We start from the raw sequence: 22,104 nt of genomic DNA on the forward strand, positions 1-22,104 counted from the left end.
GCCGTGGGCGGCCCGGTGGGCATGGCTGCGGGGGCCGCGATCGGCGCAGTGGCGGGCGGCATGGCCGGCAAGGGCATCGGCGGCCTGGTCAATCCGGCCGAAGAGAACGCCTACTGGAGCTCCAACTACCAGACCCAGCCGTACTACTCGCCGGGCTACACCTATGACGACTACGGTCCGGCCTACGAGCTGGGCTATAACGGCCGTGGCCGCTATGCAGGCCGCCGCTACGACGAAGTCGAGAACGACTTGTCGGATGACTGGGATCGCGTCAAGGGCAAGTCGCGCCTGACCTGGGACCAGGCCAAGTCGGCCACCCGCGCCGCCTGGGACAAGGTCGAGCGCGCCATGCCGGGCGATGCGGACGGTGACGGCCGCTAAGCAGCAGGCTTAATCTGCCTTCAGCAATAGACAACGCCTCGCGGCCGAAGGGCTCGCGAGGCGTTTTTTCTTTTGGCGTGCTGTGGCGCGGGCGGCGGGCGCCGTCTGCGGATCACGTCCCCGGATTACTTCTTCTCGGCCGCTTCCACCTGGATCGCCAGCTTGACGTCCATGTTGAAGCCGTACTTCTCGCCGTAGTTCACGCCGAAGTCCGCGCGGTTGAAGGTGGCCGACGCGTCGGCGCCGCACACTTCGCGCTTGGTCATGTTGTCCTGCACGCACTTGAACTTGTTGATGGTCAGGGTCAGCGGCTTGGTCACGCCATGCAGGGTGAATTCGCCGTCGATGCTGGCCGGGACGTCACCGTTGAAGTGCACCTTGTTGCCCTTGAAGGTCGCGGTCGGGAACTTGGCGACGTCCAGCATGTCAGCGCTGCTGACGTGCGCGTTCAGCTTGTCGTGGCCGAAGTCGATCGAGGTGGCGTCCACCGTGATGTCGACCGAGCCGGTCTTGGCCGCGCGGTCCAGCGTGATGCTGCCGCTGGTTTTGTTGAACTTGCCGCGCCAGATCGACAGGCCGCCCTTGTGATCGGCTTCGAAGCTCGGGAAGGTGTGGCCCGAATCGATGGTGTAGGTGACCGGAGCGGCCACGGCCGACATACTGATGGCAGCGGCCACGGCCGCGGTGAGAAGCTGGAATTTCATGTTGGGTTTTCCTCGGTTTTGGTTAGGTGCTGCGACTGCTGAGTAATTCACTGCTTACTTGTCCGCGGCGACGCGGAATTTGATGACGACGTCGTCGGCGACCATGCTGGTGTCCTTCCACTCGCCTTCGCCGATGGCGTAGGTCAGGCGCTTGATCGGCAGCTGGCCTTCAAAGATCTGCCTGGCGCCTTCGGTCTTCACGCTCAGCGGGAAGGTGACGTCCGCGGTGCGGCCCTTGATGGTCAGCTTGCCGGCCACGGTCAGCTTGCCGGCCCCGGCGGGCTTGATCGAGGTGGAGGTGAAGGTCGCTTTCGGGTACTGGGCGGAATTGAACCAGTCCTTCTTGGCTACTTCGTCGTTCATCTGCGCGTCGCCCACGTCCAGGCTGGCGGTGTCGATCTGGACGGTGGCCTTGGCGGCCTCCGGCTTGGCGGCGTCGTAGTCGATGGTGGCGCTGAATTTCTTGAATTGCGCCTCGACCGGCACGTTCATCTGCTTGAAGGTGGCGCTGACCTTGCTGTGGGCCACATCAGTCTTGAGCACGGCCGCCGAGACGGCCAGGGGCAGGACCAGCGCGGCCAGGAGCGCAGGCACGGCGGTGCTACGAATTTGGGTCATGGAAATCTCCTTGTGGATCAGTGCGGCAGCATGCGGCGCAGCACGGTATCGCGGTCGATGAACTGGTGCTTGAGCGCGGCCAGCACATGCCCCGCGACCAGCGCCGCCAGCAGCATGTTGAGCCAGTAGTGCACCGGTTCCAGGGCTTCTTTCAGTTCGGGGTTCTTGGCGATCAGCACCGGCAGCTGGAACAGGCCGAAGTAGACCACCGGCACGCCCGCCGCCAGGCTGAAGAAGTAGCCGGACAGCGGCACGGCGAACATCAGCACGTACAGCGCGCCATGCGTCAGGTGCGCGACCTGCTTTTCCCACGGTTTCATCGTGGCAGGGTAGGCCGGCGCCGGATTCTTCAGCCGCCACAGCAGACGCAAGGTGGCCAGCAGCAGCACCGTCACCCCGGCCCACTTGTGCCAGGAAAAATACTTCAGCTTGGTCGGCGTAAGGCCTGGGATATCGGTCATCACCAGCCCCAGCGTGAAGGTGCCCACGATCAGCAGGGCGATCAGCCAGTGCAGGGCAATGGCGACGTTCGAGTAGCGCTGCATTATTGTCTTTTATGAATCTAGTTCGCGTTAGGACTAAATAGTATCAGCATTTACAGGGGCGTGCTGAGGGGCACCATTTTTGGTGCCGTACACTACCACGATTGGGGAAAGCGCTGAGCGCGGTCGGAGCGTTCCGGCGACCGGGTGAATGCCCGTGTGGGGCAGGCGGGTTCTGGGCGGCGGACTGCCGCCGGCGCGTAGCAAATGAAGCAACAAAGCGCCGGCGGCCGGGTTTACCTCGCGCTCACCGCGGCGCTGCCTTCCTGCGTGGCGCGCAGCCGCCACTGGTTGGCTTCCTCCAGCCGCTCCAGCTCGACTTGCTCGGCCATCTGCAGCCGGTGCCGCTGCATCAAGGCGACACCCACATCCGGTGCCCCGACGCCGAGCGCGCCATTGATCAGCTCGTCAATGAGATCGATCCCGCGCAGGATGATGCCAGGCAGGCTGATGCCGAAAATGTCCGCCAAGGCCTTCACCACTTTCTTGATGAGATGCACGATGTCGGACAGCGACAGCTTCGCCACCGGCTGCTGCAAGTCGCCCGCGATCGCGATGGCACTTTGGGCGAGCGGCTGCGCCGCCGTCACGTTCAGCAGCAGGGTGGTCTGCACGGCCTGCGCCGGCGACATGCGCTCCGCCTCCTGCCCCAGCAGGAAGGTGAGCGCGCTCAGCTGCTGGTCCAGCACCGGGATGATGGTGTCGAGAATGCGTTGCTCGTCGTCCGTGGCGGCGGCACTGAGGCCTTGGCCGACGGCACTCGGCAGGTTGCGAACGGATGCAAGGAATCCGCCGAGTTCCGGCGGTGCGGCGGTGGCGCCGGGCGTGGCCGGCTCGCCAGGATGTTGGGTGACCATGATCATTCTCCTGAACAAAAGCGCCGGGGCGAAGACCCCGGACCGTTGTCAGGAATGATGAGAGCGCCGCATGGCCGGCGCTTGCGCTGGTTCAGGCCATCGTGAGATGGCCGGAACCGGCAGCTGGATCAGATGTCGCGCGCCAGTTTCTCGGCGATCCCGACGTAGTTCATCGGCGTCATCGCCAGCAGCTGCGCGCGCGCCGCTTCGGGGATCGCCAGGCCGGTGATGAACTCGCGCAGCGCGTCTTTGGAAATCCCCTTGCCGCGCGTCAGCTCCTTCAGCTGCTCGTACGGATTCTCGATGCCATAGCGCCGCATCACGGTCTGCACCGGCTCGGCCAGCACTTCCCAGTTCGCGTCCAGGTCCTGCTCCAGGCGCGCGGCGTTCACTTCCAGCTTGTTCAAGCCGCGCAGGCAGGAGTCATACGCCAGCAGCGCATAGCCGAAGCCCACGCCCATGTTGCGCAGCACGGTCGAATCGGTCAGGTCGCGCTGCATGCGCGAGACCGGCAGCTTCTCGGCCATGTGGCGCAGCACCGCGTTGGCCAGCCCCAGGTTGCCCTCCGAGTTCTCGAAGTCGATCGGGTTGACCTTGTGCGGCATGGTGGACGAGCCGATCTCGCCCGCCTTGGTGATCTGCTTGAAGTAGCCGAGCGAGATGTAGGTCCAGATATCGCGGTTCAGGTCCAGCAGGATGGTGTTGGCGCGCGCCACGGCGTCGAACAGCTCCGCCATGTAGTCGTGCGGCTCGATCTGGATGGTGTAGGGGTTGAAAGTCAGCCCCAGGCGCTGTTCGATCACGTTCTTCGAGAACGCCGCCCAGTCGAACTCCGGATAGGCCGACAGGTGCGCGTTGTAGTTGCCCACCGCGCCGTTCATCTTGCCCAGGATTTCCACAGCGGCGATGCGCTTGACCGCGCGCTGCAGGCGCGCCACCACGTTGGCCATCTCCTTGCCCAGCGTGGTCGGCGACGCGGTCTGGCCGTGGGTGCGCGACAGCATCGGCAGGGCTGCGTGTGCGTGCGCCAGTTCGGTGAGCTTGGCGACGATCTTCTCCAGCGACGGCAGCAGCACCGTATCGCGCGCCGCCTTCAGCATCATGCCGTGCGAGGTGTTGTTGATGTCCTCAGAGGTGCAGGCGAAGTGGATGAATTCAGTCGCCGCCATCAGCTCCGGCACGTCCTTGACCTGCTCCTTGAGCCAGTACTCGACCGCCTTCACGTCGTGGTTGGTGACCTTCTCGATGTCCTTGATGCGCTGCGCATCCGCATCGCCGAACTGCGCGGCGATGGCATCCAGCCTGGCCACGGCGTCCGCCGAAAACGGCTTGATCTCATCGAAGCCCGCCTGCGACAGCGCCTGCAGCCAGGCGATTTCCACCTTCACGCGGTGGTGCATGAAGCCCGCCTCGGAGAGAATGGGGCGCAGCGCATCGGTCTTGGCGGCGTAGCGGCCGTCCAGCGGGGACAGGGCCGACAGGGTCGAGTAAGGTGTCGTCATGGCGGAACAGAGAGGCGGGGAAAACGCAGATTCTACCATCGGAGGGCAGGGAGCCCGATGCTATACTGTCAGCTAACAATCCGTTATTGCCGCCTATGAAACTGATCGGTTCGAACACCAGTCCCTATGTCCGCAAAGTACGCGTCGTGCTGGCGGAAAAAAAGCTCGACTACGCGTACGAACTGGAAAACGTGTGGAGCGGCGACACCCGCATCCACGAGTCCAACCCGCTCGGCAAGGTGCCCTGCCTGGTGATGGAAGACGGCAGCACCCTGTACGACTCGCGCGTGATCGTCGAATACCTCGATACGCTGTCCCCCGTGTGCAAGCTGCTGCCCCCGAATGGGCGCGACCGCGTCGACACCAAGACCTGGGAAGCGCTGGCCGACGGCGTGCTCGATGCCGCGGTGCTGGTGCGCCTGGAGCGCACCTTGCGCCCGCCGGAGCAGCAGAGCGCCGCCTGGATCGAGCGCCAGTTCGTCAAGGTCAATGCCGGCCTCGCGGTGATGGCGCGCGACCTGGGCGACTCGCCATTCTGCTGCAACAACCACTACTCGCTGGCCGATGTCGCCGTCGGCTGCTGCCTGGGCTGGCTCAGTTTCCGTTTCCCGGAGATCGGCTGGCGCGACGACTTCCCCAACCTGGCCCGCCTGTTCGACAAGCTGTCCGAGCGCCCGTCGTTCAAGGACACGGTCCCTCACGGCTGACCGGCAGCGCAACGTGGCCCAGCGCGACGGCACCCGCGGCCAGCGCCGCCCGCAGATGGCGGACGTGGCGCGCCTCGCGGGCGTGTCCATGGCCACCGTCTCGCGCGCCCTCAACAACTCGCCGCTGGTGAATGCCGAAACGCGCCAGCGCGTCACGGAACTGGCGCGCACGCTGAGCTACCGCATCAACATCGGCGCGCAGAACCTGCGCCTGGGCCAGAACCGCACCGTCGGCGTGGTGATGCCGTTTGACGAAGCCACCCGCCAGCACCTCTCGGACCCGTTCTTCCTCGGGATGCTGGGCGGCGTCGGCGGCGCGCTGGCCGAACGCGGTTTCGACATGCTGCTCTCGCGCGTCGATGCGGACGCCCTCGATGGCACCACCCAGCCCTACGACAGCGGCCGCGTGAACGGCGTGATCCTGATCGGCCAATGGCGCTGCCACGACCGCCTCAACGCCCTGGCCGCGCGCGGCGTGCCGCTGGTGGTGTGGGGCGCGCAGCTGCCGCAGCAGGCCTACTGCACGGTCGGGGGCGACAACGTCACCGGCGGCGAGCTGGCCACGCGCCATTTGATCGGTAATGGCCGCCGCCGCGTTGCCTTCTTCGGCGACATCAACTTGCCCGAGGTGGCGCACCGCTTCCGCGGTTACTCCAACGCGCTGAAGGCCGCGGGCCTGGACCCGGACCCCCTGCTGCGCGTCTCCGTGCCCTTCGTCCCGCACGGCGGGCATGACGGCGTGCGCGAACTGCTGCGCCGCGGCGTGGCGTTCGATGCCATCTTCGCCTGCAGCGACCTGCTGGCCATGACCGCGATAAACGAGCTGCGCGCGCACGGCCGCGTGGTGCCGGACGACGTGGCGGTGGTCGGCTACGACGACATCGAACTGGCCTGCCACTTCCACCCGCCGCTGACCACCGTGCGCCAGCCGCTGGTGGACGCGGGCCGCGCCATGGTGGCGCGCCTGCTGGACCAGATCGACGGCCGCCCGGCCACCTCGATGCAGCTGCCCACCCAATTGATCATTCGAGAATCCGGAGGAAGTGCATGAGTGCCGTGGTCTTTGGCGAAGCCCTGGTGGACGACTTCAGCACCGAGCAGGTGGTCGGTGGTGCGCCCTTCAATGTGGCGCGGCATCTGGCGGCCTTCATGGCCAATCCCTTGGCCATCACGCGCATTGGCGACGACCGCAATGGCGCGATGGTGCTGGCCGAATTCGAGCGCTTCGCCATGTCGCGGCGCGGCCTGCAGATCGACCCGATGGAGGAGACCGGCCGCGTGATCGTGGAGCGCGGCCCGAACGGCCACCGTTTCGTGATCCTGCCGCGCCAGGCCTGGGACTTCATCGATCCGCAGGTGGCTGAGGAAGTAGCACGGGAGGCCGCGCCGTCGCTGCTCTATTTCGGCAGCCTGGCGCAGCGCGGTGAGCGTTCGGCCGAGGCGCTGCGGCGCGTGCTGGATGCGGTGGCTGTGCCGCGCTTCCTGGACCTGAACCTGCGCGCCGGGCAGGTGGGAGAGGAGATCGTGACCCACTCGCTGCAGTCGGCGCACGTGGCAAAGGTCAATGAGGAGGAGCTGCAGGAGCTGCTCAAGTGGTACCTCGCGATCGAGCCCGAGACCACGCTGGACTCGAACGAGGTGCGCGCGGCCTGCGCGGAGCTGGTGCAGCGGTTTTCATTGGATGCGCTGATCGTCACCCTGGGCCACCGCGGCTCGGCGCATTTTGCGCACGGCGGAGAGGTCATCGCCACGCGCGATGTGCCGGCGCCGCCGTATGTGATCGACACTGTCGGCGCGGGCGATGCGTTCGCGGCGATCTACCTGCTGGGCCGCGAGCGTGGCTGGGAGATGGAAGAGACGCTATTCCGCGCCAATGAGTTTGCGGGCGCCGTGTGCGCGATTCCCGGCGCCGTCCCACGCGACTTGTCCTTCTACGACCGCTGGGCCGCGCGCTGGAAGTTATAAGCCGTGCCGTGCGGCTTGCATCTGCGATCCATCCGGCGGATACGCGCCGCCCGGCGGGTATCCCACAACATCACATCTGCGATTGCAGGTAGTTCTGCACGCCGATCTTGTTGATCAGGTCCAGCTGCGTCTCCAGCCAGTCGATGTGCTCTTCGGTATCTTCGAGAATTTCGAGCAGCAGATCGCGCGACACATAATCCTGCGCCACCTCGCACGCCGCGATGCCCTGCTTGACGGTCAGCTGCGCCGCGCGCTCCAGCTTCAGGTCACATTCCAGCATTTCCTGCGCCGACTCGCCGATGAGCAGCTTGTGCAGCGCCTGCAGGTTCGGGAGCCCATCCAGCGTCAGGATTCGCTCGATCAGCTTGTCGGCGTGCTTCATCTCGCCGATCGACTCGTCGTACTCCTTCTTGCCCAGCTTCTCGAAGCCCCAGTGCCGGTACATGCGCGCATGCAGGAAGTACTGGTTGATGGCCGTGAGTTCGTTGGTCAGCTGGGCGTTCAGCAGTTGGATGATGTTCTTGTCGCCTTTCATGGAGCAGTCCCCGAGTGGTCGTTATCGATCAGTCCATGATAGCAAAAGCGGGCCCGCTCAGCGGCCCTGAATGCGGATCAACTCAATCTCGAACAGCTTGGGCCACAGCTTGCCGGTCACGAACAGCCGCTTGCCCTTGGCATCGTAGGCGATCCCGTTCAGTACCGCATCCGGCGATGCCGCGCCGCGCCGCGCGGGCGGCAGCAGGTCGGTCAGGTCGATCCAGCCCACCACCTTGCCGCTGGCCGGGTCGATGCGCGCGATCACGTCCTGCCCCCAGATGTTGGCAAACAGCTCGCCCTCCACCATTTCCAGTTCATTGAGGTAGGAGATCGGCTTGCCGTCCGCCGTCACCTGGATGCGCTTCTTTTCTTCCAGCGTCTTCGGATCGAGGATGCGGATGAAGGCTGAGCCGTCGCTCATGTAGACCGCCTTCGCGTCGCTGGTCAGGCCCCAGCCTTCGCCTTTGTACTTGAAGCGGCGCTTTTCCTTGAAGGTCTTCGCATCCATCACGAACCCGGTCTCGGTGGTCCAGGTCAGCCAGTCGATCTCGCCATGCACCAGCGCGATGCCTTCGCCGAAATACTCCTTGGACGCATCCGTCTTCTGCAGCACCTTGCCGGTGGCCAGTTCCACCTTGCGCAGCGAGGAACGCCCGTTCAGGCCCGTGCTCTCGTAGAAGAAACCGTCCTTGTACACCAGCCCCTGCGTGAACGCCTGCGGGTCGTGCGGATAGGCGTTCTTCACAAAGAAGCCATAGACGGGAATCGCCGCCGACGCGGCGTGCGCGGCCAGCAGCAGCCCGGCGAGGGCGGACGTAATGACGGTTTTGAACATGAGCAGTCCTTGGTCGAGATCGCGATGATAGCGCGCTTTTGGCCTGCCGCAGCCGGAGCCGGGACCGGGCGGAGTATCAGCGCTTGCACGCGCCGGAGCGCGACTGTAAATTTCACGGGAGGAGGACCCCCATGCCAACCGAGATTCCCCCGCCCCGCAACTGGTTCGACCAGGGCGGCAGTGCCTACGCCCGCTTTCGTCCCGAGTATCCGCCCCAGCTCGCGGCTTACCTGGCCTCAGTCGCGCCGGAGCGCCGGCTGGCGGTGGACGTGGGCTGCGGTAACGGCCAGCTCACGCAATTGCTGGCGCCGCATTTCGAGCGGGTGATCGGGCTCGACCCGAGCGCGGACCAGATCGCGAACGCTATTCCCGGCGCCCGCATCGAGTACCAGTGTGCCCCGGCCGAGCAGCTGCCGCTGGCGGACGGCAGCGCCAGCCTTGTCACCGCCGCCCAGGCCGCGCACTGGTTCGACCTGCCCGCTTTTTACGGCGAAGTGCGCCGCATCGCCAGACCGGGCGCCGTGCTGGCGCTGGTCAGCTATGGCGTGCTGCGGCTGGAGCCCTTGCTCGACGCGCGCTTCCAGACGTTTTATTGGGACGAGATCGGACCGTACTGGCCCCCCGAGCGGCGGCTGGTCGATTCCGGCTACGCGACCATCGACTTCCCGTTCAGTGAATTCGAGTACCCGGCGCTGGAGATCCGCGTCGAGTGGAATCTGTCCGAATTCCTCGGCTACCTGACGACCTGGTCCGCCGTGCGCAGCGCCAGGGAGGTCGGCCGGGAAGACCTTCTGCTGGCCTTCGCCAACGACTGCGCCGCAGCCTGGGGCGACCCGGACCGCCGGCGGCCAGTGTCCTGGCCCATCAATATGAGAATCGGAAGAGTGGAGCCGGCCGGCGCGCGACCGGCGGCACAGGCGCGGCCTTAAGCTTCGGCCGGGACGGAACGGCGGAACGACAGTTCGGTGCTCTGCAGGGCCGCGGTCGCTTCGGCGGACGCCTTGGCTTCCAGCGCCTCATGCAGCGTTTCGCGCGCGCAGCTGACGCACTTGCCGCAGCAGGTGCCCACGCCCAGGTCGCGGCGCAGCTCGGGCATCGACGAGATGCCCAGGTCCACCGCCTGGCGGATTTCACGGTCGGAGATGTTGTTGCAGACGCAGACGATCATGACGAGAGTTCCTGGCTTGTCAGAGTTGACTCAAAATGCGAATCATTCTCATTTCCGTTTATTCTGCTAGAATTCCTGTACCAGCGCAAGCCTTTTTGTCGTGTGATCGCACTGCAAATAGAAATAATTCGCATTTAGGTTTATGATGTACTCATCCGCGCAACAACGCTGAGTGCGCTTGAAAGACCGACTATGACCACCGCACCGCTCCTCACCACGCTCGACAACCTCGCGGTTGGCGCGTCCGGCACCGTGATCCACCTGGCTCCGTCGGGGCAGGGTGGCGGCCTGGACGTCTCGCGCCGCCTGATGGAACTTGGCTTCGTGCCGGGCGAGCGCATCCGCGTGCTCAAGCGCGCCTCGCTGGGCGGCGATCCGGTCGCCGTCAAGGTCGGCCACTCCACCTTCGCCCTGCGCCGGTTCGAAGCCGCCTTGGTCTCGGTCGCCCCGGAATAAGATGGGCGCAGTCGACCAGCGGGCGGTTGCGGCGTCCACGGCGCCGCTGGTGGCGCTGCTCGGCAATCCCAACTGCGGCAAGACCGCACTCTTCAACCGCCTGACCGGCGCGCGTCAGAAGGTCGCCAACTACGCCGGCGTCACCATCGAGCGCAAAGAAGGCAGCTTCACGTCCGCGGGCCGCAGCTACCGCCTGCTGGACCTGCCCGGCGCCTATTCGCTGAACGCCCACACGCCCGACGAAGCGATCACGCGCGACGTCGTGGCCGGCCTGCGCGCGGGCGAGGCGGCGCCGGACGCCATCGTCTTCGTCGTCAACGCCACCAACCTGCGCCTCAACCTGCGCCTGGTGCTGGAAGTGCAGCGCCTTGGCCTGCCGATGGTCGTGGCCCTGAACATGATGGACGTCGCCAACAAGCGCGGCATCCATATCGACACCGCGCGCCTGGCGCAGGAGCTGGGGGTGCCGGTGGTCGAAACCATCGCCGTGCAGTCGGGCGGCGAAAAGGCGCTGGTCCGGGCGCTCGATGCGCTGGACCTCTCCGAGCGCGTGGCCCCGAATCCGCTGTCCGCCATCGACGCCGTGCCGGTCGAAGAGACCCAGCGCGAAGTGCGCCGCATCCTGGATGCCGCCACCAGCCACGCCCACGACACCGGCAACCTCACCGAAAAGATCGACCACGTGGTCCTGCACCCGGTGGCCGGGCCGCTGCTGCTCGCGGCCATCATGTTCCTCGTGTTCCAGGCCGTGTTCAGCTGGGCGCAGGTGCCGATGGACTTCATCAAGAACAGTGTCGACGGCGTCGGCCAGCTGCTGGGCGCGCACATGCCGGAAGGCTTGCTCCGCAGCCTGCTGGTGGACGGGGTGCTGTTCGGCGTCGGATCCGTGCTGGTGTTCCTGCCGCAGATCCTGATCCTGTTCTTCTTTATCCTGATCCTGGAGGACTGCGGCTATCTGCCGCGCGCCGCCTTCCTGCTGGACCGCGTGATGGGCGGTGTGGGCCTCTCGGGCCGCGCCTTCATTCCGCTGCTGTCGTCGTTCGCCTGTGCCATCCCCGGCATCATGGCCACGCGCACCATCCAGAATCCGCGCGACCGGCTGGTGACGATCATGATCGCCCCGCTGATGACCTGCTCTGCGCGCCTGCCGGTGTATGCGCTGGTGATCGGCGCCTTCATCCCGGATCGGGAAGTGGGCGGCGTCTTCAACCTGCAAGGCCTGGTGCTGTTCTGCCTCTACTTCTTCGGCGTGTCCAGTGCCATGGGCGTGGCGTGGTTCCTCAAGCGCACGATGGGCGGCAGCGGCAAGCAGCCGCTGATGCTGGAACTGCCCGCCTACCACTGGCCGCACATGCACAACCTGGCCCTCGGCCTGTGGGAACGCGGGCGCATTTTCCTGACCCGCGTCGGCACCACCATCCTCACGTTGATGGTGATCGTCTGGTTCCTCTCCAGCTTCCCCGGTGCCCCGGAAGGCGCGACGCAGCCTGCCATCTACTATTCGATCGCGGGCATGCTGGGGCGTGCGTTGTCATTCGTGTTCGCGCCGATTGGCTTCGGCTGGCAGATCTGCATCGCCCTGGTGCCGGGCATGGCCGCGCGCGAAGTCGCGGTGGGCGCGCTGGGCACCGTGTACGCCTTGTCGCAAGCCGGGGATCTGGAGAATTCACTGATGCCAGTGCTGGCCCATTCGTGGTCGCTCCCGACCGCGCTCTCGCTGCTGGCCTGGTACGTGTTTGCGCCACAATGCCTGTCCACGCTCTCTGTGGTGCGGCGCGAGACGGGGAGTATCCGGTACTCCTTCATCATGGCCGGGTACATGTTCGCGCTGGCGTATGCCGCCTCGTTCATCACCTACCGGCTGGCGCTGTACATGGTGGCGCATTGAGGAGACATCGATGATCCAGAACCTGATCGTCGCCCTCATCGTCCTTGCAGCCTTCCTGTACGCGCTGCGCAAGTATTTGCCCGCGACGCTGCGCCAGCGCCTCGTCTACACGCTGTCGCGCGGCGGTTCCTCGAAGGCGCGGATTGCGAAGTGGCTCAACACCACGGCCAGCTGCGGGGACGGCTGCGACACCTGCGGTTCCTGCGAGACCGATGCCGCGGCGCAGGCGGCCCCGCGCCAGTCGCCGACCGGCCACCGCGTCATCCCCATCAACAAGAAACCCTGAATCGCATGAGCGGCGCGCCTGTGCTGAGCAGCCGCGCGCGCAACCGCGCCCTGCTGGCCCGCCAGCACCTGCTCGCCCGCTCCCGGATGCCTGCGCTGGAGATGGTCGAGCATCTCGTCGGGATGCAGTCGCAAATGCCATTGCCGCCCTACGTCGGCCTGTGGTCGCGCCTCGCCGGTTTCGCGCCCGCCGAACTGTCCGCGCTGATCGAAGACCGCCAGGCCGTGCGCACCTGGCTCATGCGCGGCACCATCCACCTGTGCAGCGCGCGTGATGCGCTGGCCCTGCGGCCGGTGCTGCAGCCCGTGATCGCCCGCGGCCTGCGCGCCGGGGAACGCCGGGCCGCATTAAGTGGCATGGACGAAAAGGAGATCGACTCCCTCGTGCGCCATGGCCGCAAGCTGCTCGAAGCCGCACCGCGCACCAATGCCGATCTGGCACTGCTGCTGGCCGAGCGCTGGCCGGGCCGGGATGGTGGCGCGCTCGCGCAAGTGCTGCACTTCCAGCTGCCGCTGGTCCACGTGCCGCCGCGCGGGCTGTGGAAGCAGTCCGGCCAGGCCGCAGTCACCACGGCCACCAGCTGGCTGGACGCGCCGCTGGGACGCTCCTCGAATCCCGAGGCACTGATACTGCGCTACCTCGGGGCTTTCGGTCCCGCCTCGGTGGCGGATGCGCAGGCCTGGTCGGGCCTCACGCGGCTCGCGCCCGTGTTCCAGAAGCTGCGCGCCCGACTTGCGGTCTTCCGCAGCGAGAATGGCTCCGAGCTGTTCGACCTGCCGGACGCACCGCGCCCGCCGGAAGACACTCCTGCCCCCGCGCGCCTGGTGGCGGAGTACGACAACGTCGTCCTCGCCCATGCGGAGCGCGCGCACATCGTGCCCGATGCGTACAAGGGCGCGATGATGAGCAGGAACGGCATTATCCCCGGCACGCTGCTGGTGGATGGCATGGTGGCGGGCACCTGGCGTATCGCGCGTGGGGCGTCGCCGTCAGTGGTGCTGGAGCCGTTCGGCAAGCTTGCGAAGTCCGTCCGCGACGAGCTGCAAGCCGAAGCCGCGGACCTGGAACGCCTCCTGTCCTCCTAGCGCACGTCCGGCCCGCGCGGGTCGACCAGCGGCGCGGGTGGCGTCACGCCGCACTTAAGCATCAGCCGGTACGCATCGAATGGCGCGTGCACCTTGATGTCGTTATCGAAGTAGCAGTACACGTCGCGGCTCGCGCGCTTGAGCGGCGCCAACGTGGAGACTTTGCGCGCGTCGTCCAGCTCCGTGCCCGCGGACCAGGCGCGGATGCGCATGGCCCAGCGGTCCAGCGCTTCGTCCGTGTAGCCGCTCGCGTACAGCTCCTTCTCGCCGTGCAGGCGCAGGTACATGAAGTCCGCCGTCACGTCCTCGAAGTACGGCCATTTTCCACCGGTGTCCGCGACCACGAAGGCCACGTTGTATTTGCGCAGCAGCTTGATGAAGCGCTCGTCCGCAAAACTCATGTGCCGCACCTCGATGGCGTGGCGCAGCTTGCGCTTCCTGTCGATCTCCAGTGCCGCGCGGCCGGTCATGCGCTCCTCGTGCCGCATGGCCAAGGCCAGCGCAGCCTCCGTGTCATGAGGCAGGATGCTGAGGAAGTGCTCCATGCGCTCCGGTTCGAATTGGAAGTTGGGCGGAAACTGCCACAGGCAGGGGCCGAACTTTTCCTTCAGGTTGAACACGCCCGAGGCGAGCACGTTGGCCAGCGCCGGGTCGATATTCTTCAGCCGCAGGATATGGGTGAGGAAGCGGTTGCCCTTGACCGCAAAGACGAAGCCGGGCGGCGTGGCCTCGTACCAGGCCGCGTAGCTCTCCGGCCGCTGCAGCGAGTAGAACGAGCCATTGATCTCGATGCTCGCCATGTGCCGCGACGCATATTCGAGTTCGCGGTGCTGGGCCAGGTCGGCCGGATAGAACACGCCCCGCCACGGTTCGTAGCGCCACCCGGAAATGCCGATGTAGATTTTCCCGCCCATGCCGGGCAGCGTAGGCCCTGGTGCGAGGCCGGTCTGTACGCCACGCCACTGAGCCATGTGCTAGCCTTTTTGGCGCGTCCGCGGGTTATAGGGCGAATTCTGTCCGCTTTGGCAGCGATGATGATCCCACTTCGTCAACCACAGGAGACCATGCCATGACCGATCGCCACATTGTCCTCTACCACAACCCGCAATCGCGCGCCGTCAACGCCCAGACCCTGCTGGAGGAACTGGGCGCTGACTACGAGCTCATTGAGGTGAGCCTGGACAAGCAGGAGACCCATAAGCCGGAGTTCCTGGCCATCAACCCGCTCGGCAAGATCCCCACCATCGTGCACAACGGCGCCGTGGTGACCGAGCAGCCAGCGGTCTTCGCGTACCTGGCCGACCTCTATCCGGAAGCCGGCCTGGCCCCGGCCATCGGCGACCCGTTGCGCGGCCCGTATCTGCGCTGGCTCTCGATCTATGGCTCCGCCTTCGAACCGGCGCTCATGGACCGCTTTCTCCAGCGCGACCCTGGGCCTGCGCGGCGCAACCCGTACGGCGACTACGACAGCCTGATGGGCGCCCTCAAGGCCCAGCTGGAGCCCGGCCCGTACCTGTTCGGAGAACGCATGACTGCCGCCGACGTGCTGTGGGGCGGGGCGCTGCTGTGGGCCATGATGACCAAGGCGCTGCGATCACGAACTGGCCAATCGTCAGCACCACCAGCGTGGCCAGCCCGATGGCGCCCATGGCGCGGCCGGAGCGCTTCAGGTTCTCGCCACGTGGATCGATGCGGGGCAACAGCATCAGGATGCCCCACACGGCCGCCGACAGCAGCGGGAGCCCGAACATGCCGATCCAGGCGGGTGCCCAGCCGTTGGGCCGGCCCGCGGCATCGAAGTGGATGGCGATCGGCGCTGTGGGCGGCACCTGCAGCAGCACCCAGGCGCCGGCCAGCGACATCAGGCCGACCAGGATGGCAGCGATGGTATTCGAACGGCGGTCCAGCATCTCATTTCTCCTTCGGGCGCTTGCGGGGCTCGGCCTGCGACTTGCGCGTGTCGCCAATGGCAAAAGTGTTGGCGAAGCCGAGCAGGGCTTCCTCCAGCACGGACATGTTCAGGCGGTAGGTGATCGTGGTGCCGCTCTTTTCGGCCATCACCAGGTCGGCCTCGCGCAGCACGGCGAAATGGCCGGACAGGGTCGGCTTCGAGAGCTCGAAGTGCTCCGCGATTTCACCGGCCGACATCTCGCGCTCGCGCAGCAGCTGCAGGATGCGGCGGCGGGAGGGGTCGGAAAGGGCCTTGAAGATCTTGTCCATTTGTTCGCTATTTTGCCAAATACCGAAATAAAGTCAACAAAAAAAGGCCGCTCAGTCGGCGGCCTTTTCTGCGGCGGTGAGGCGCTTGGCAGTCACTGTCACGGTGTGCAGGTTGTTGTCCACCTGGACCGTGCCGGACTTGAAGTGCGGGATCTTGGCGGCGGCGAAGCTGGTGGTGCCGGCAATCAGCAGGGACGCGATGAAGAGGGCTTCCATGTTCTTGAGGATCAGGTTTTTCATGATGGGCTCCGTATGGTTGATGAGTTGCGGTCGCGCTTAGTTGGCGGCTTTGTCGTCCGCGGACAGGCGCTTGGCGCTGACCGTGACGGTGTACAGGTTGCCGTCGACCTTCGTCACTTCGACCTTGTGCGACGGGATCTTGGCTGCGGCGAAAGTGGTGGTGCCGGCGATCAGCAGCGAGGCGATGAAGAGGGCTTCCATGTTCTTGAGGATGGCGTTTTTCATGATGGGCTCCGTGTGGTTCGAGGTTTTGGTCACTGCGAATGCGTTGTCGATGGTTGTACTTTACCGATCGTGCCCGCGTCCTTCCATCGGTGTGCGACGAACTGCAGAAAAGGTGGAACGAAATGCATATCGCCTGTGGTTGCTGGCTTCCTGGCCTGCGTCCATGTGGAATGCGCACTGCGTGGATCGCGCACCCAAAGAAAAAGCCGCCTCGCAGGGCGGCTCCTCGGGATGAAAAAAAACCGCCTTAGTCGGCGGCTTTTTCTTCAGCGCTCAGGCGCTTGGCTGAGACGTTCACGGTGTAGAGATTTCCGTCCACCTTCGTCACCTCAACCTTGTGCGAGGGGATCTTCGCAGCGGCGAAACTGGTGGTGCCAGCGATCAGCAGCGAGGCGATGAAGAGGGCTTCCATGTTTTTGAGGATCAGGTTTTTCATGATGGGCTCCGTAGTGTTCGTTGTGTGTTTGGTTCGTCGATGGTGGTACTGTACCCATCCCCCCTCACCACCACCATCGGCTTGCGACGAACCGCGCAAAACGCGGAACGAACTGCAGGAAGCCCGTGCCAGCCGTGCGCGCGGCCCCTCAGCCTTTTGCCAGCCGGATGCTCGACAGGTCCGCCGTGAAGTAGCCCACCGCCGCGCCAAAACGGTCCTTGTAGTTCGCGCGGATCAGGGGGTCGAGGGTGGTCTGCACCTTGGCGTGGATCGAGCCCCAGTCGCCCGCGTGCTGGAAGTTCGACATGATGTAGGTCCAGCCATTCAGGTCGTCGACGACATGCAGACCGGTGGACTCGGCGCCGGACGGCATCGTCGCCAGGCGCGTGAGCGTTTTGGTATCCACGTTGTAGGCCCACAGCATATTGTTGACGTGCTGCCCAGAGTCCTCGCCGATGAAGAGCGTGCGCATCTTCTCCGAGAACTTGAGGTTGTCCGGATTGGCGATGCGCTCCGGGTTCGCCGTATTGCCGAGTGCATCGGCGCTGGCCAGGTCTTCGCCGGTGATCAGCATCGTGGTCTGCACCGGCATCCACTCGCTGTTGATCGTGGCGCCCGCCGTGTCCTTCTGGCCGCCCGCCAGTTTGTGCGCCATCACGCCGCCTGCGCCCAGCGCCTTCTCGACCGTGATGGCGTGCTTCTCGTTCCAGGCCGCGTTGTTGCGCACCATGGAGCCCTGGATGTTCTGCAGGGCCGAGTAGGCGATCTTGTCCCTGGCGTTGACGGTGGTACCTTCCAGCTTGGTGAAGGCCATGCTGGCGCCCACGATGTTGGCGTAGCGGTGCGTTTCGAGGAAGGCCGCGGCCTTCTCCATGCCCGGCTTCACCTTCACCCATGCCGCTTTCCCGTCCAGGTACATCTTCGTGTACGAGCTGTCCTGCGGATCCGCCGTCACGGAAGTCAGGATGTCCGCGGGCTTGACCGTGTTGGCCAGCGCTTCGATCTCCGCGCTGGTGGCGTGCCCCAGGTTGATCCAGCTGATTGGCGCCCCCGCAGCCGCCGGGTCCAGCGAGAAGCCGGCGCCGAATTTGGCCACGTACAGCGTGCCCGCCGACAGATCCTTCTCCTTGTCCGCCACAAACACAAACAGGCCGCCGTTGGTGTAGTCGTCCCCCATCAGCACCGTGCGGTTGTCCGGCATGACCTGCACCAGCTCGTGCGAGATGCGCCCCAGGCAGTAGTGCTTGCGGATCGAGCCCGTGCCGTCCGGGTTCACCGTCACCTCCGGCAGATGGCCGTAGTGATAAGGATTGGCCGCCGTCTCGCTGCCGAACAGGTTCTTGCTGAAGCCCTTGAACTGCGCGTTCGAGCCGATCGTCTGCGCATCCGGCTCATACTCCTCGCTCGACAGGTGGGTGCCCCACGGCGACAGGCTGGCCCCGCACGTGATCCACAACCCGTGTGCGGGCGAGGTGTCCACGTTGTGATACTTGACCAGCGTGAGCTTGCCCGTGGCTTGGTCCTGGTCCAGCGTCAGCACCGCAATCGGGGACGGCAGCAGGCCATACTGGCTCACGTCCGCCAGGTCGCGCGTGGTGTACTCGAACTGCACCACCGCGAACACCGCCTTGCCCTTCACGCCCGCCACCGTGGGATTGGCGACGGCCAGCAGCGAGGTGCCGTCTGGCGCGTCCGAATAGAACTGGCGCTCCTTGCCCGCCACGGACCGGTCCAGGATCGGCTTGTTGTTGATGTCGTAGTAGCCGCCCGCCAGGACGGTGCCGCCCTTCCCGTCCGGGACCATGTCGCCGGTGATGAAGAATGGCTGGTAGGCCAGCTTGTAGGTTTGCGTGGTGTTGTCGCTGTACTGGACGCTCAGCGAGGAGGAGACCGTGGTCGTCGCCATCGCCGCGGCATTGGCCAGCGTGGGCGCCGCGCTGGCGCCAAAACTCGTGCTGACATAGCTGGCCGTGCTGGTGACCGGCGTGGTCACCGCACCCGAGGCGGTGGTGCTGCTGCCCCCGCAGGCGGAGAGCAGCGAGGAAGCGCCCAGCGGCAGCAGGGGCGCGCCGGCAAACAGTTTGAGTGCCTTGCGGCGGGAGAGGTCGGCCATCGTCATCGATCCGGTGGTTGAAGTTGCACCGGATTCTAGGGATGGCGTGTGACGCCAGGATGACGAAAGAACAAAGCCGCGGCGGACGCGCGGCGGGCGGCGCGCTGCCCCAGCGTGGGAACCTACAGGTTGGCGAGCGCCACGTACTGTTCGAGACCGATGGTTTCCGGGCGTGCCTGCGGATCGACGCCCGCTTCGATCAGCTGCGCCTCCGTGAACATCCCGGCCAGCGTGTTGCGGATCACCTTGCGCCGCTGCGAGAAGGCCTTGGTGACCACCGCCTCCAGCCGCGCGCCATCGCAGGCCAGCTTGCGCCGCGTCGGCACCATGCGCACGATGGCCGAATCGACCTGCGGCGGCGGGTCGAAGGCCTCCGGCGGCACCACGAACAGCAGGGACATGTCGTAGCGCCACTGCAGCATCACGGACAGGCGCCCGTAGGTCTTGCTGCCCGGCTCCGCCACCATGCGCTCCACCACTTCCTTCTGCAGCATGAAGTGCTGGTCCTCGATGTGCTCCGCAAACTCGGCCAGGTGGAACAGCAGCGGGCTCGAAATGTTGTACGGCAGGTTGCCCACCACGCGCAGCTTGCGCCCTTCCGGCACCGGAATCGAGCCGAAGTCGAACTTCAGCGCGTCGCCCGAATGGATGGTCAGCTTCTCGCGCGGGAACTGCTTTTCCAGGCGGGCCACCAGGTCGCGGTCCAGCTCCACCACGTGCATGTGCGGCAGCTCGCGCAGCAGAAGCTTGGTCATGGCCGCCAGGCCGGGGCCGATCTCCACCATCGTGTCCCCAGGCCGCGGGCCGATCGAGTCGATGATGTTGTTGAGGATGTAGTCGTCGGTCAGGAAGTTCTGGCCGAAGCGTTTGCGGGCGATATGTTTCATTGTTCTTGAGATGTGGCGCGGACCATGCCGAGCGCGGTGCGCACGGCTTCTTCCATGCTGGCGCAATCCGCGATCCCCAGGCCGCGCGCGGCGACATCCAGCGCGGTGCCATGGTCGACCGAGGTGCGCACCAGCGGCAGGCCGAGGGTGATATTGACGCCGCGGCCAAAGGTGGCGTGCTTCAGGACCGGGAGGCCCTGGTCGTGGTACATGGCCAGCACGCAGTCGGCATGCTCCAGGTACTTGGGCTGGAACAGCGTATCGGCGGGATACGGGCCGGTCGCGTCGATGCCGCGCGCATGCGCGTCCTGCAGCGCGGGCGTGATGGTGTCGATCTCTTCGCGTCCCAGGTAGCCGTTTTCGCCCGCATGCGGATTCAGGCCGGTGACCAGGATGCGCGGACGCGCGATGCCGAACTTGGTCTTGAGGTCGTGGTCGATGATGGCGATGACCCGGCCCAGGCCCTCGCGGGTGATCGCGGCCGGGACGTCCTTCAAAGGCAGATGGGTGGTCGCCAGCGCCACGCGCAGCGGATAGCCCGCGTCGGTGCGGCCGGCCAGCATCATCACCACCTGGGCAGTGGACGTCTTTTCGGCGAGATATTCGGTGTGGCCGGAGAAGGCCACCCCGGCGTCATTGATCGTGCTCTTTTGCAGCGGCGCGGTGACCATGGCCTGGAACCAGCCCGCGCGGATGCCTTCCATGGCCACGTCCAGCGTCTCCAGCACCGCGCGGCCGTTGGCGGCATCGAGCACGCCCGGCTGCACGGCGGCGGCCAGCGGCACGTCCACCACGGCGATGCGGTCCGGCCCGAAATGCGGCAGGCCCGCATGGCGGATCGCCTGCAGCGACAGGGCGGACAAGCGGATGGCAGGGTCGATTTCCGCCGCCGTCATGGCGAGGAAGGCCGCGTCCCCCACCAGCACGCAGTCGACTTCCTGCCGCAGCGCCCACGCGGCGCGGATCGAGATCTCCGGCCCGATCCCTGCCGGTTCCCCGGTCGTGACGGCAATGACGGGGCGCTGCGCAGCCATCGCCTTAGCGCAGCTCTTCCATGCGGTACTCGACGAAGGCGCGGTCGCGAATCTGGCGCGCCCAGTCTTCCGAGGCCTCGGCCAGCTTGCGCTCGAACAGCACCTGGCGGGCCGCCATGCGCTCCTTCTGCTTGGTCTGGTCGTCCTGCTTGCGCTCCAGGACTTCGACGATGTGCAGGCCGAACGGCGACTCGACGACATCCGACAGCTGCCCCGGCCTGAGCGTGTTCATCACGGTCTCGAATTCCGGCACGGTGTCGCCCGGCGACAGCCAGCCGAGGTCCCCGCCCTTCTGTGCCGTGTTATCGGTCGAGAACTGCTTGGCCATCTCTTCGAAGGTGGCTTGCTTGCTCTCGATTTTGGCCTTGATCTCGGCCAGCTTCTTGCGCGCGTCCGCCGCGGACAGGGTCGGCGTCGGCTTGATGAGGATGTGGCGCGCGTGGGTCTGCTCGACCACCGCGCTCGCGGTCTGCTGCGGCGCCACCGAGCGCTTGTCCACCAGCTTCAGGATGTGGAAGCCGGTCGAGCTCTTGATTGGCTGCGTCACCTGGCCCGGCTTCAGCTTGCCCAGCTCCGTTGCGAAGATCGGGGGCAGGCGGTTCGGGTCGCGCCAGCCCACTTCACCGCCCTTGAGCGCGTCCGGCGCGTCCGAATAGGTGGCGGCCATCTTCGCGAAATCGGCGCCGGTGCGCAGCTGGCGCATCACCTCATCGGCACGCAGCTTGCGGGCGTTGATCTGGTCGGTGGTGGCGTTGTCCGGGATGCGGATCAGGATCTGCGAGATGTTCATCTCCACCGCGTCGGCGGCGGCGGCCTTCTCGGCGGCCAGGAAGGTGTCCACTTCCGCATCGGAGATCTGGATCTTCGAGTCCACCTCGTGCTCGCGCAGGCGCTGCATCATGATCTCGTTGCGGATCTCCTCGCGGAACGAAGCGAAGGTGGTGCCTTCGCGCTCCAGCTGGTTGCGCATGTCGTTCACGCTGACCTTCTGGTTCTCGGCGATGCGGGCGATAGTGCGGTCCAGCGTCGCGTCATCCACCTTCACGCCGTATTCGGCCGCCATCTGCAGCTGCGCCTTCTCGACGATCATGTGCTCCAGCACCTGGCGCTGCAGGTCGGCTTCGTCGGGCAGCGGCTGATTATTGGCCCGCGAGCGCTTGACGATGTCCGCCACGCGCGCGGCCAGCTCGTTCTTCGTGATGATGTCGTCGTTGACGACCACCGCGATCTGGTCGATCACGTTGGCCGAGGACGATGCCGGCGGCAGGAAGCCCTTGATGGCTGGCGCGGGCGCCGCAGCGGGAGCCGCCGGCTGGCTTTGCGCGCCGGCGGTACCGGCCAGGGTCGCGCACAGCAGCGCGGCCGCGATCTTCAGTTGATGCATACGGACGTTGCGCATAATCGGAAAAGCACTCGTG

26 protein-coding genes and 2 pseudogenes are annotated in these 22,104 nt (G+C 65.8%); 10 read left to right on the forward strand and 18 right to left on the reverse strand.

Translation table 11 applies throughout. From position 1 onward, the window contains the following. Positions 1–381 (forward strand): annotated as a pseudogene (locus E4L96_RS23870) (hypothetical protein); the annotation flags it as partial. A gap of 125 nt (positions 382–506) precedes the next feature. On the opposite strand, the gene E4L96_RS18460 reads toward E4L96_RS23870, so the two are convergent. The 5 genes from E4L96_RS18460 to purB form a co-directional block, all read right to left on the reverse strand. Next, the gene (locus E4L96_RS18460) at positions 507–1,085 is read right to left on the reverse strand and encodes a YceI family protein (RefSeq protein ID WP_135208680.1); all 579 of its coding nucleotides are present in this window, start codon (positions 1,083–1,085) and stop codon (positions 507–509) included. Positions 1,086–1,139: 54 nt separating this feature from the next. Next, positions 1,140–1,703, reverse strand: a complete 564-nt coding sequence (locus E4L96_RS18465; RefSeq protein WP_135208681.1) for a YceI family protein — start codon at positions 1,701–1,703, stop codon at positions 1,140–1,142. A 17-nt stretch (positions 1,704–1,720) separates the two neighbouring features. Further along, positions 1,721–2,248: a cytochrome b gene (locus E4L96_RS18470; protein WP_135208682.1), complete on the reverse strand. Its 528-nt coding sequence runs from the start codon at positions 2,246–2,248 to the stop codon at positions 1,721–1,723. 233 nt (positions 2,249–2,481) lie between these two features. Continuing rightward, on the reverse strand, positions 2,482–3,102 hold the full coding sequence (locus tag E4L96_RS18475) for a hypothetical protein (protein ID WP_135208683.1): 621 nt from the start codon (positions 3,100–3,102) through the stop codon (positions 2,482–2,484). A gap of 128 nt (positions 3,103–3,230) precedes the next feature. After that, on the reverse strand, positions 3,231–4,604 hold the full coding sequence (gene purB, locus E4L96_RS18480) for an adenylosuccinate lyase (protein WP_135208684.1): 1,374 nt from the start codon (positions 4,602–4,604) through the stop codon (positions 3,231–3,233). Positions 4,605–4,699: 95 nt separating this feature from the next. On the opposite strand from purB, the gene E4L96_RS18485 reads away from it, so the two are divergent. Genes E4L96_RS18485 through E4L96_RS18495 form a run of 3 tightly spaced genes read left to right on the forward strand, consistent with a single transcriptional unit; the run spans position 4,700 to position 7,276 of the window. Next, positions 4,700–5,311 (forward strand): glutathione S-transferase family protein, encoded by a 612-nt coding sequence (locus tag E4L96_RS18485; RefSeq protein ID WP_135208685.1) that lies wholly within the window; start codon positions 4,700–4,702, stop codon positions 5,309–5,311. Positions 5,312–5,324: 13 nt separating this feature from the next. Beyond that, positions 5,325–6,362, forward strand: coding sequence for a LacI family DNA-binding transcriptional regulator (locus E4L96_RS18490; RefSeq protein WP_307721654.1), 1,038 nt, complete (start codon positions 5,325–5,327; stop codon positions 6,360–6,362). Then, on the forward strand, positions 6,359–7,276 hold the full coding sequence (locus tag E4L96_RS18495) for a PfkB family carbohydrate kinase (RefSeq protein WP_135208686.1): 918 nt from the start codon (positions 6,359–6,361) through the stop codon (positions 7,274–7,276). The genes E4L96_RS18490 and E4L96_RS18495 overlap by 4 nt, the downstream gene beginning before the upstream one ends. Positions 7,277–7,346: 70 nt before the next feature. Here the strand turns inward: E4L96_RS18495 and bfr are convergent, their stop codons facing one another. After that, positions 7,347–7,811, reverse strand: a complete 465-nt coding sequence (gene bfr / locus E4L96_RS18500; protein ID WP_135208687.1) for a bacterioferritin — start codon at positions 7,809–7,811, stop codon at positions 7,347–7,349. 57 nt (positions 7,812–7,868) lie between these two features. Continuing rightward, entirely contained in the window at positions 7,869–8,648 is a 780-nt protein-coding gene (locus E4L96_RS18505) for a glutaminyl-peptide cyclotransferase (RefSeq protein ID WP_135208688.1), read from the reverse strand. A gap of 131 nt (positions 8,649–8,779) precedes the next feature. Here E4L96_RS18505 and E4L96_RS18510 point away from each other — a divergent pair, with 131 nt between their 5' ends. Next, positions 8,780–9,577 carry a class I SAM-dependent methyltransferase gene (locus E4L96_RS18510; RefSeq protein ID WP_135208689.1) on the forward strand — a complete coding sequence of 266 codons (798 nt, stop codon included), beginning with the start codon at positions 8,780–8,782 and terminating at the stop codon, positions 9,575–9,577. Here E4L96_RS18510 and E4L96_RS18515 read toward each other — a convergent pair. Further along, positions 9,574–9,816, reverse strand: coding sequence for a (2Fe-2S)-binding protein (locus tag E4L96_RS18515; protein ID WP_135208690.1), 243 nt, complete (start codon positions 9,814–9,816; stop codon positions 9,574–9,576). The two genes, E4L96_RS18510 and E4L96_RS18515, sit on opposite strands and share 4 nt — an antisense overlap. A gap of 192 nt (positions 9,817–10,008) precedes the next feature. Between E4L96_RS18515 and E4L96_RS18520 the strand changes: the two genes are divergently transcribed. The 4 genes from E4L96_RS18520 to E4L96_RS18535 are packed head-to-tail and all read left to right on the forward strand — an operon-like array spanning position 10,009 to position 13,531. Further along, positions 10,009–10,272, forward strand: coding sequence for a FeoA family protein (locus E4L96_RS18520; protein ID WP_135208691.1), 264 nt, complete (start codon positions 10,009–10,011; stop codon positions 10,270–10,272). Between the two features lies 1 nt (position 10,273). Then, positions 10,274–12,160 carry a ferrous iron transporter B gene (feoB, locus tag E4L96_RS18525; protein WP_135208692.1) on the forward strand — a complete coding sequence of 629 codons (1,887 nt, stop codon included), beginning with the start codon at positions 10,274–10,276 and terminating at the stop codon, positions 12,158–12,160. 10 nt (positions 12,161–12,170) lie between these two features. Further along, on the forward strand, positions 12,171–12,446 hold the full coding sequence (locus tag E4L96_RS18530; protein ID WP_135208693.1) for a DUF6587 family protein: 276 nt from the start codon (positions 12,171–12,173) through the stop codon (positions 12,444–12,446). A 5-nt stretch (positions 12,447–12,451) separates the two neighbouring features. Next, the gene (locus tag E4L96_RS18535) at positions 12,452–13,531 is read left to right on the forward strand and encodes a winged helix DNA-binding domain-containing protein (RefSeq protein ID WP_135208694.1); all 1,080 of its coding nucleotides are present in this window, start codon (positions 12,452–12,454) and stop codon (positions 13,529–13,531) included. Here E4L96_RS18535 and E4L96_RS18540 read toward each other — a convergent pair. Beyond that, complete coding sequence (locus E4L96_RS18540) at positions 13,528–14,445, reverse strand: DUF72 domain-containing protein (protein WP_135208710.1); 918 nt, start codon at positions 14,443–14,445, stop codon at positions 13,528–13,530. The genes E4L96_RS18535 and E4L96_RS18540 overlap by 4 nt on opposite strands. A gap of 155 nt (positions 14,446–14,600) precedes the next feature. Between E4L96_RS18540 and E4L96_RS24480 the strand changes: the two are divergent. Next, positions 14,601–14,834: pseudogene (locus E4L96_RS24480) on the forward strand (glutathione S-transferase N-terminal domain-containing protein); the annotation flags it as partial. A 181-nt stretch (positions 14,835–15,015) separates the two neighbouring features. Here E4L96_RS24480 and E4L96_RS18550 read toward each other — a convergent pair. The 9 genes from E4L96_RS18550 to E4L96_RS18590 form a co-directional block, all read right to left on the reverse strand. Next, positions 15,016–15,441 carry a DUF1648 domain-containing protein gene (locus tag E4L96_RS18550; RefSeq protein WP_135208695.1) on the reverse strand — a complete coding sequence of 142 codons (426 nt, stop codon included), beginning with the start codon at positions 15,439–15,441 and terminating at the stop codon, positions 15,016–15,018. Position 15,442: 1 nt separating this feature from the next. Continuing rightward, positions 15,443–15,751: an autorepressor SdpR family transcription factor gene (locus E4L96_RS18555; RefSeq protein WP_135208696.1), complete on the reverse strand. Its 309-nt coding sequence runs from the start codon at positions 15,749–15,751 to the stop codon at positions 15,443–15,445. A 51-nt stretch (positions 15,752–15,802) separates the two neighbouring features. Then, the gene (locus tag E4L96_RS18560; RefSeq protein ID WP_135208697.1) at positions 15,803–15,991 is read right to left on the reverse strand and encodes a hypothetical protein; all 189 of its coding nucleotides are present in this window, start codon (positions 15,989–15,991) and stop codon (positions 15,803–15,805) included. A 36-nt stretch (positions 15,992–16,027) separates the two neighbouring features. After that, the gene (locus E4L96_RS18565) at positions 16,028–16,216 is read right to left on the reverse strand and encodes a hypothetical protein (RefSeq protein ID WP_135208698.1); all 189 of its coding nucleotides are present in this window, start codon (positions 16,214–16,216) and stop codon (positions 16,028–16,030) included. 247 nt (positions 16,217–16,463) lie between these two features. Beyond that, the gene (locus E4L96_RS18570; RefSeq protein ID WP_135208699.1) at positions 16,464–16,652 is read right to left on the reverse strand and encodes a hypothetical protein; all 189 of its coding nucleotides are present in this window, start codon (positions 16,650–16,652) and stop codon (positions 16,464–16,466) included. A gap of 148 nt (positions 16,653–16,800) precedes the next feature. Beyond that, entirely contained in the window at positions 16,801–18,765 is a 1,965-nt protein-coding gene (locus E4L96_RS18575) for a PhoX family protein (protein ID WP_135208700.1), read from the reverse strand. A 122-nt stretch (positions 18,766–18,887) separates the two neighbouring features. Next, complete coding sequence (gene rsmA / locus E4L96_RS18580; RefSeq protein ID WP_135208701.1) at positions 18,888–19,652, reverse strand: 16S rRNA (adenine(1518)-N(6)/adenine(1519)-N(6))-dimethyltransferase RsmA; 765 nt, start codon at positions 19,650–19,652, stop codon at positions 18,888–18,890. Continuing rightward, the gene (pdxA, locus tag E4L96_RS18585; RefSeq protein WP_135208702.1) at positions 19,649–20,686 is read right to left on the reverse strand and encodes a 4-hydroxythreonine-4-phosphate dehydrogenase PdxA; all 1,038 of its coding nucleotides are present in this window, start codon (positions 20,684–20,686) and stop codon (positions 19,649–19,651) included. Before pdxA ends, rsmA begins: the two co-directional genes overlap by 4 nt. 4 nt (positions 20,687–20,690) lie before the next feature. Then, on the reverse strand, positions 20,691–22,070 hold the full coding sequence (locus E4L96_RS18590; RefSeq protein WP_135208703.1) for a peptidylprolyl isomerase: 1,380 nt from the start codon (positions 22,068–22,070) through the stop codon (positions 20,691–20,693). Positions 22,071–22,104 lie beyond the last annotated feature (34 nt).

Origin of the sequence: Zemynaea arenosa, from assembly GCF_004614185.1 — a bacterium.
Classification (GTDB): Bacteria; Pseudomonadota; Gammaproteobacteria; order Burkholderiales; family Burkholderiaceae_D; genus Telluria; species Telluria arenosa.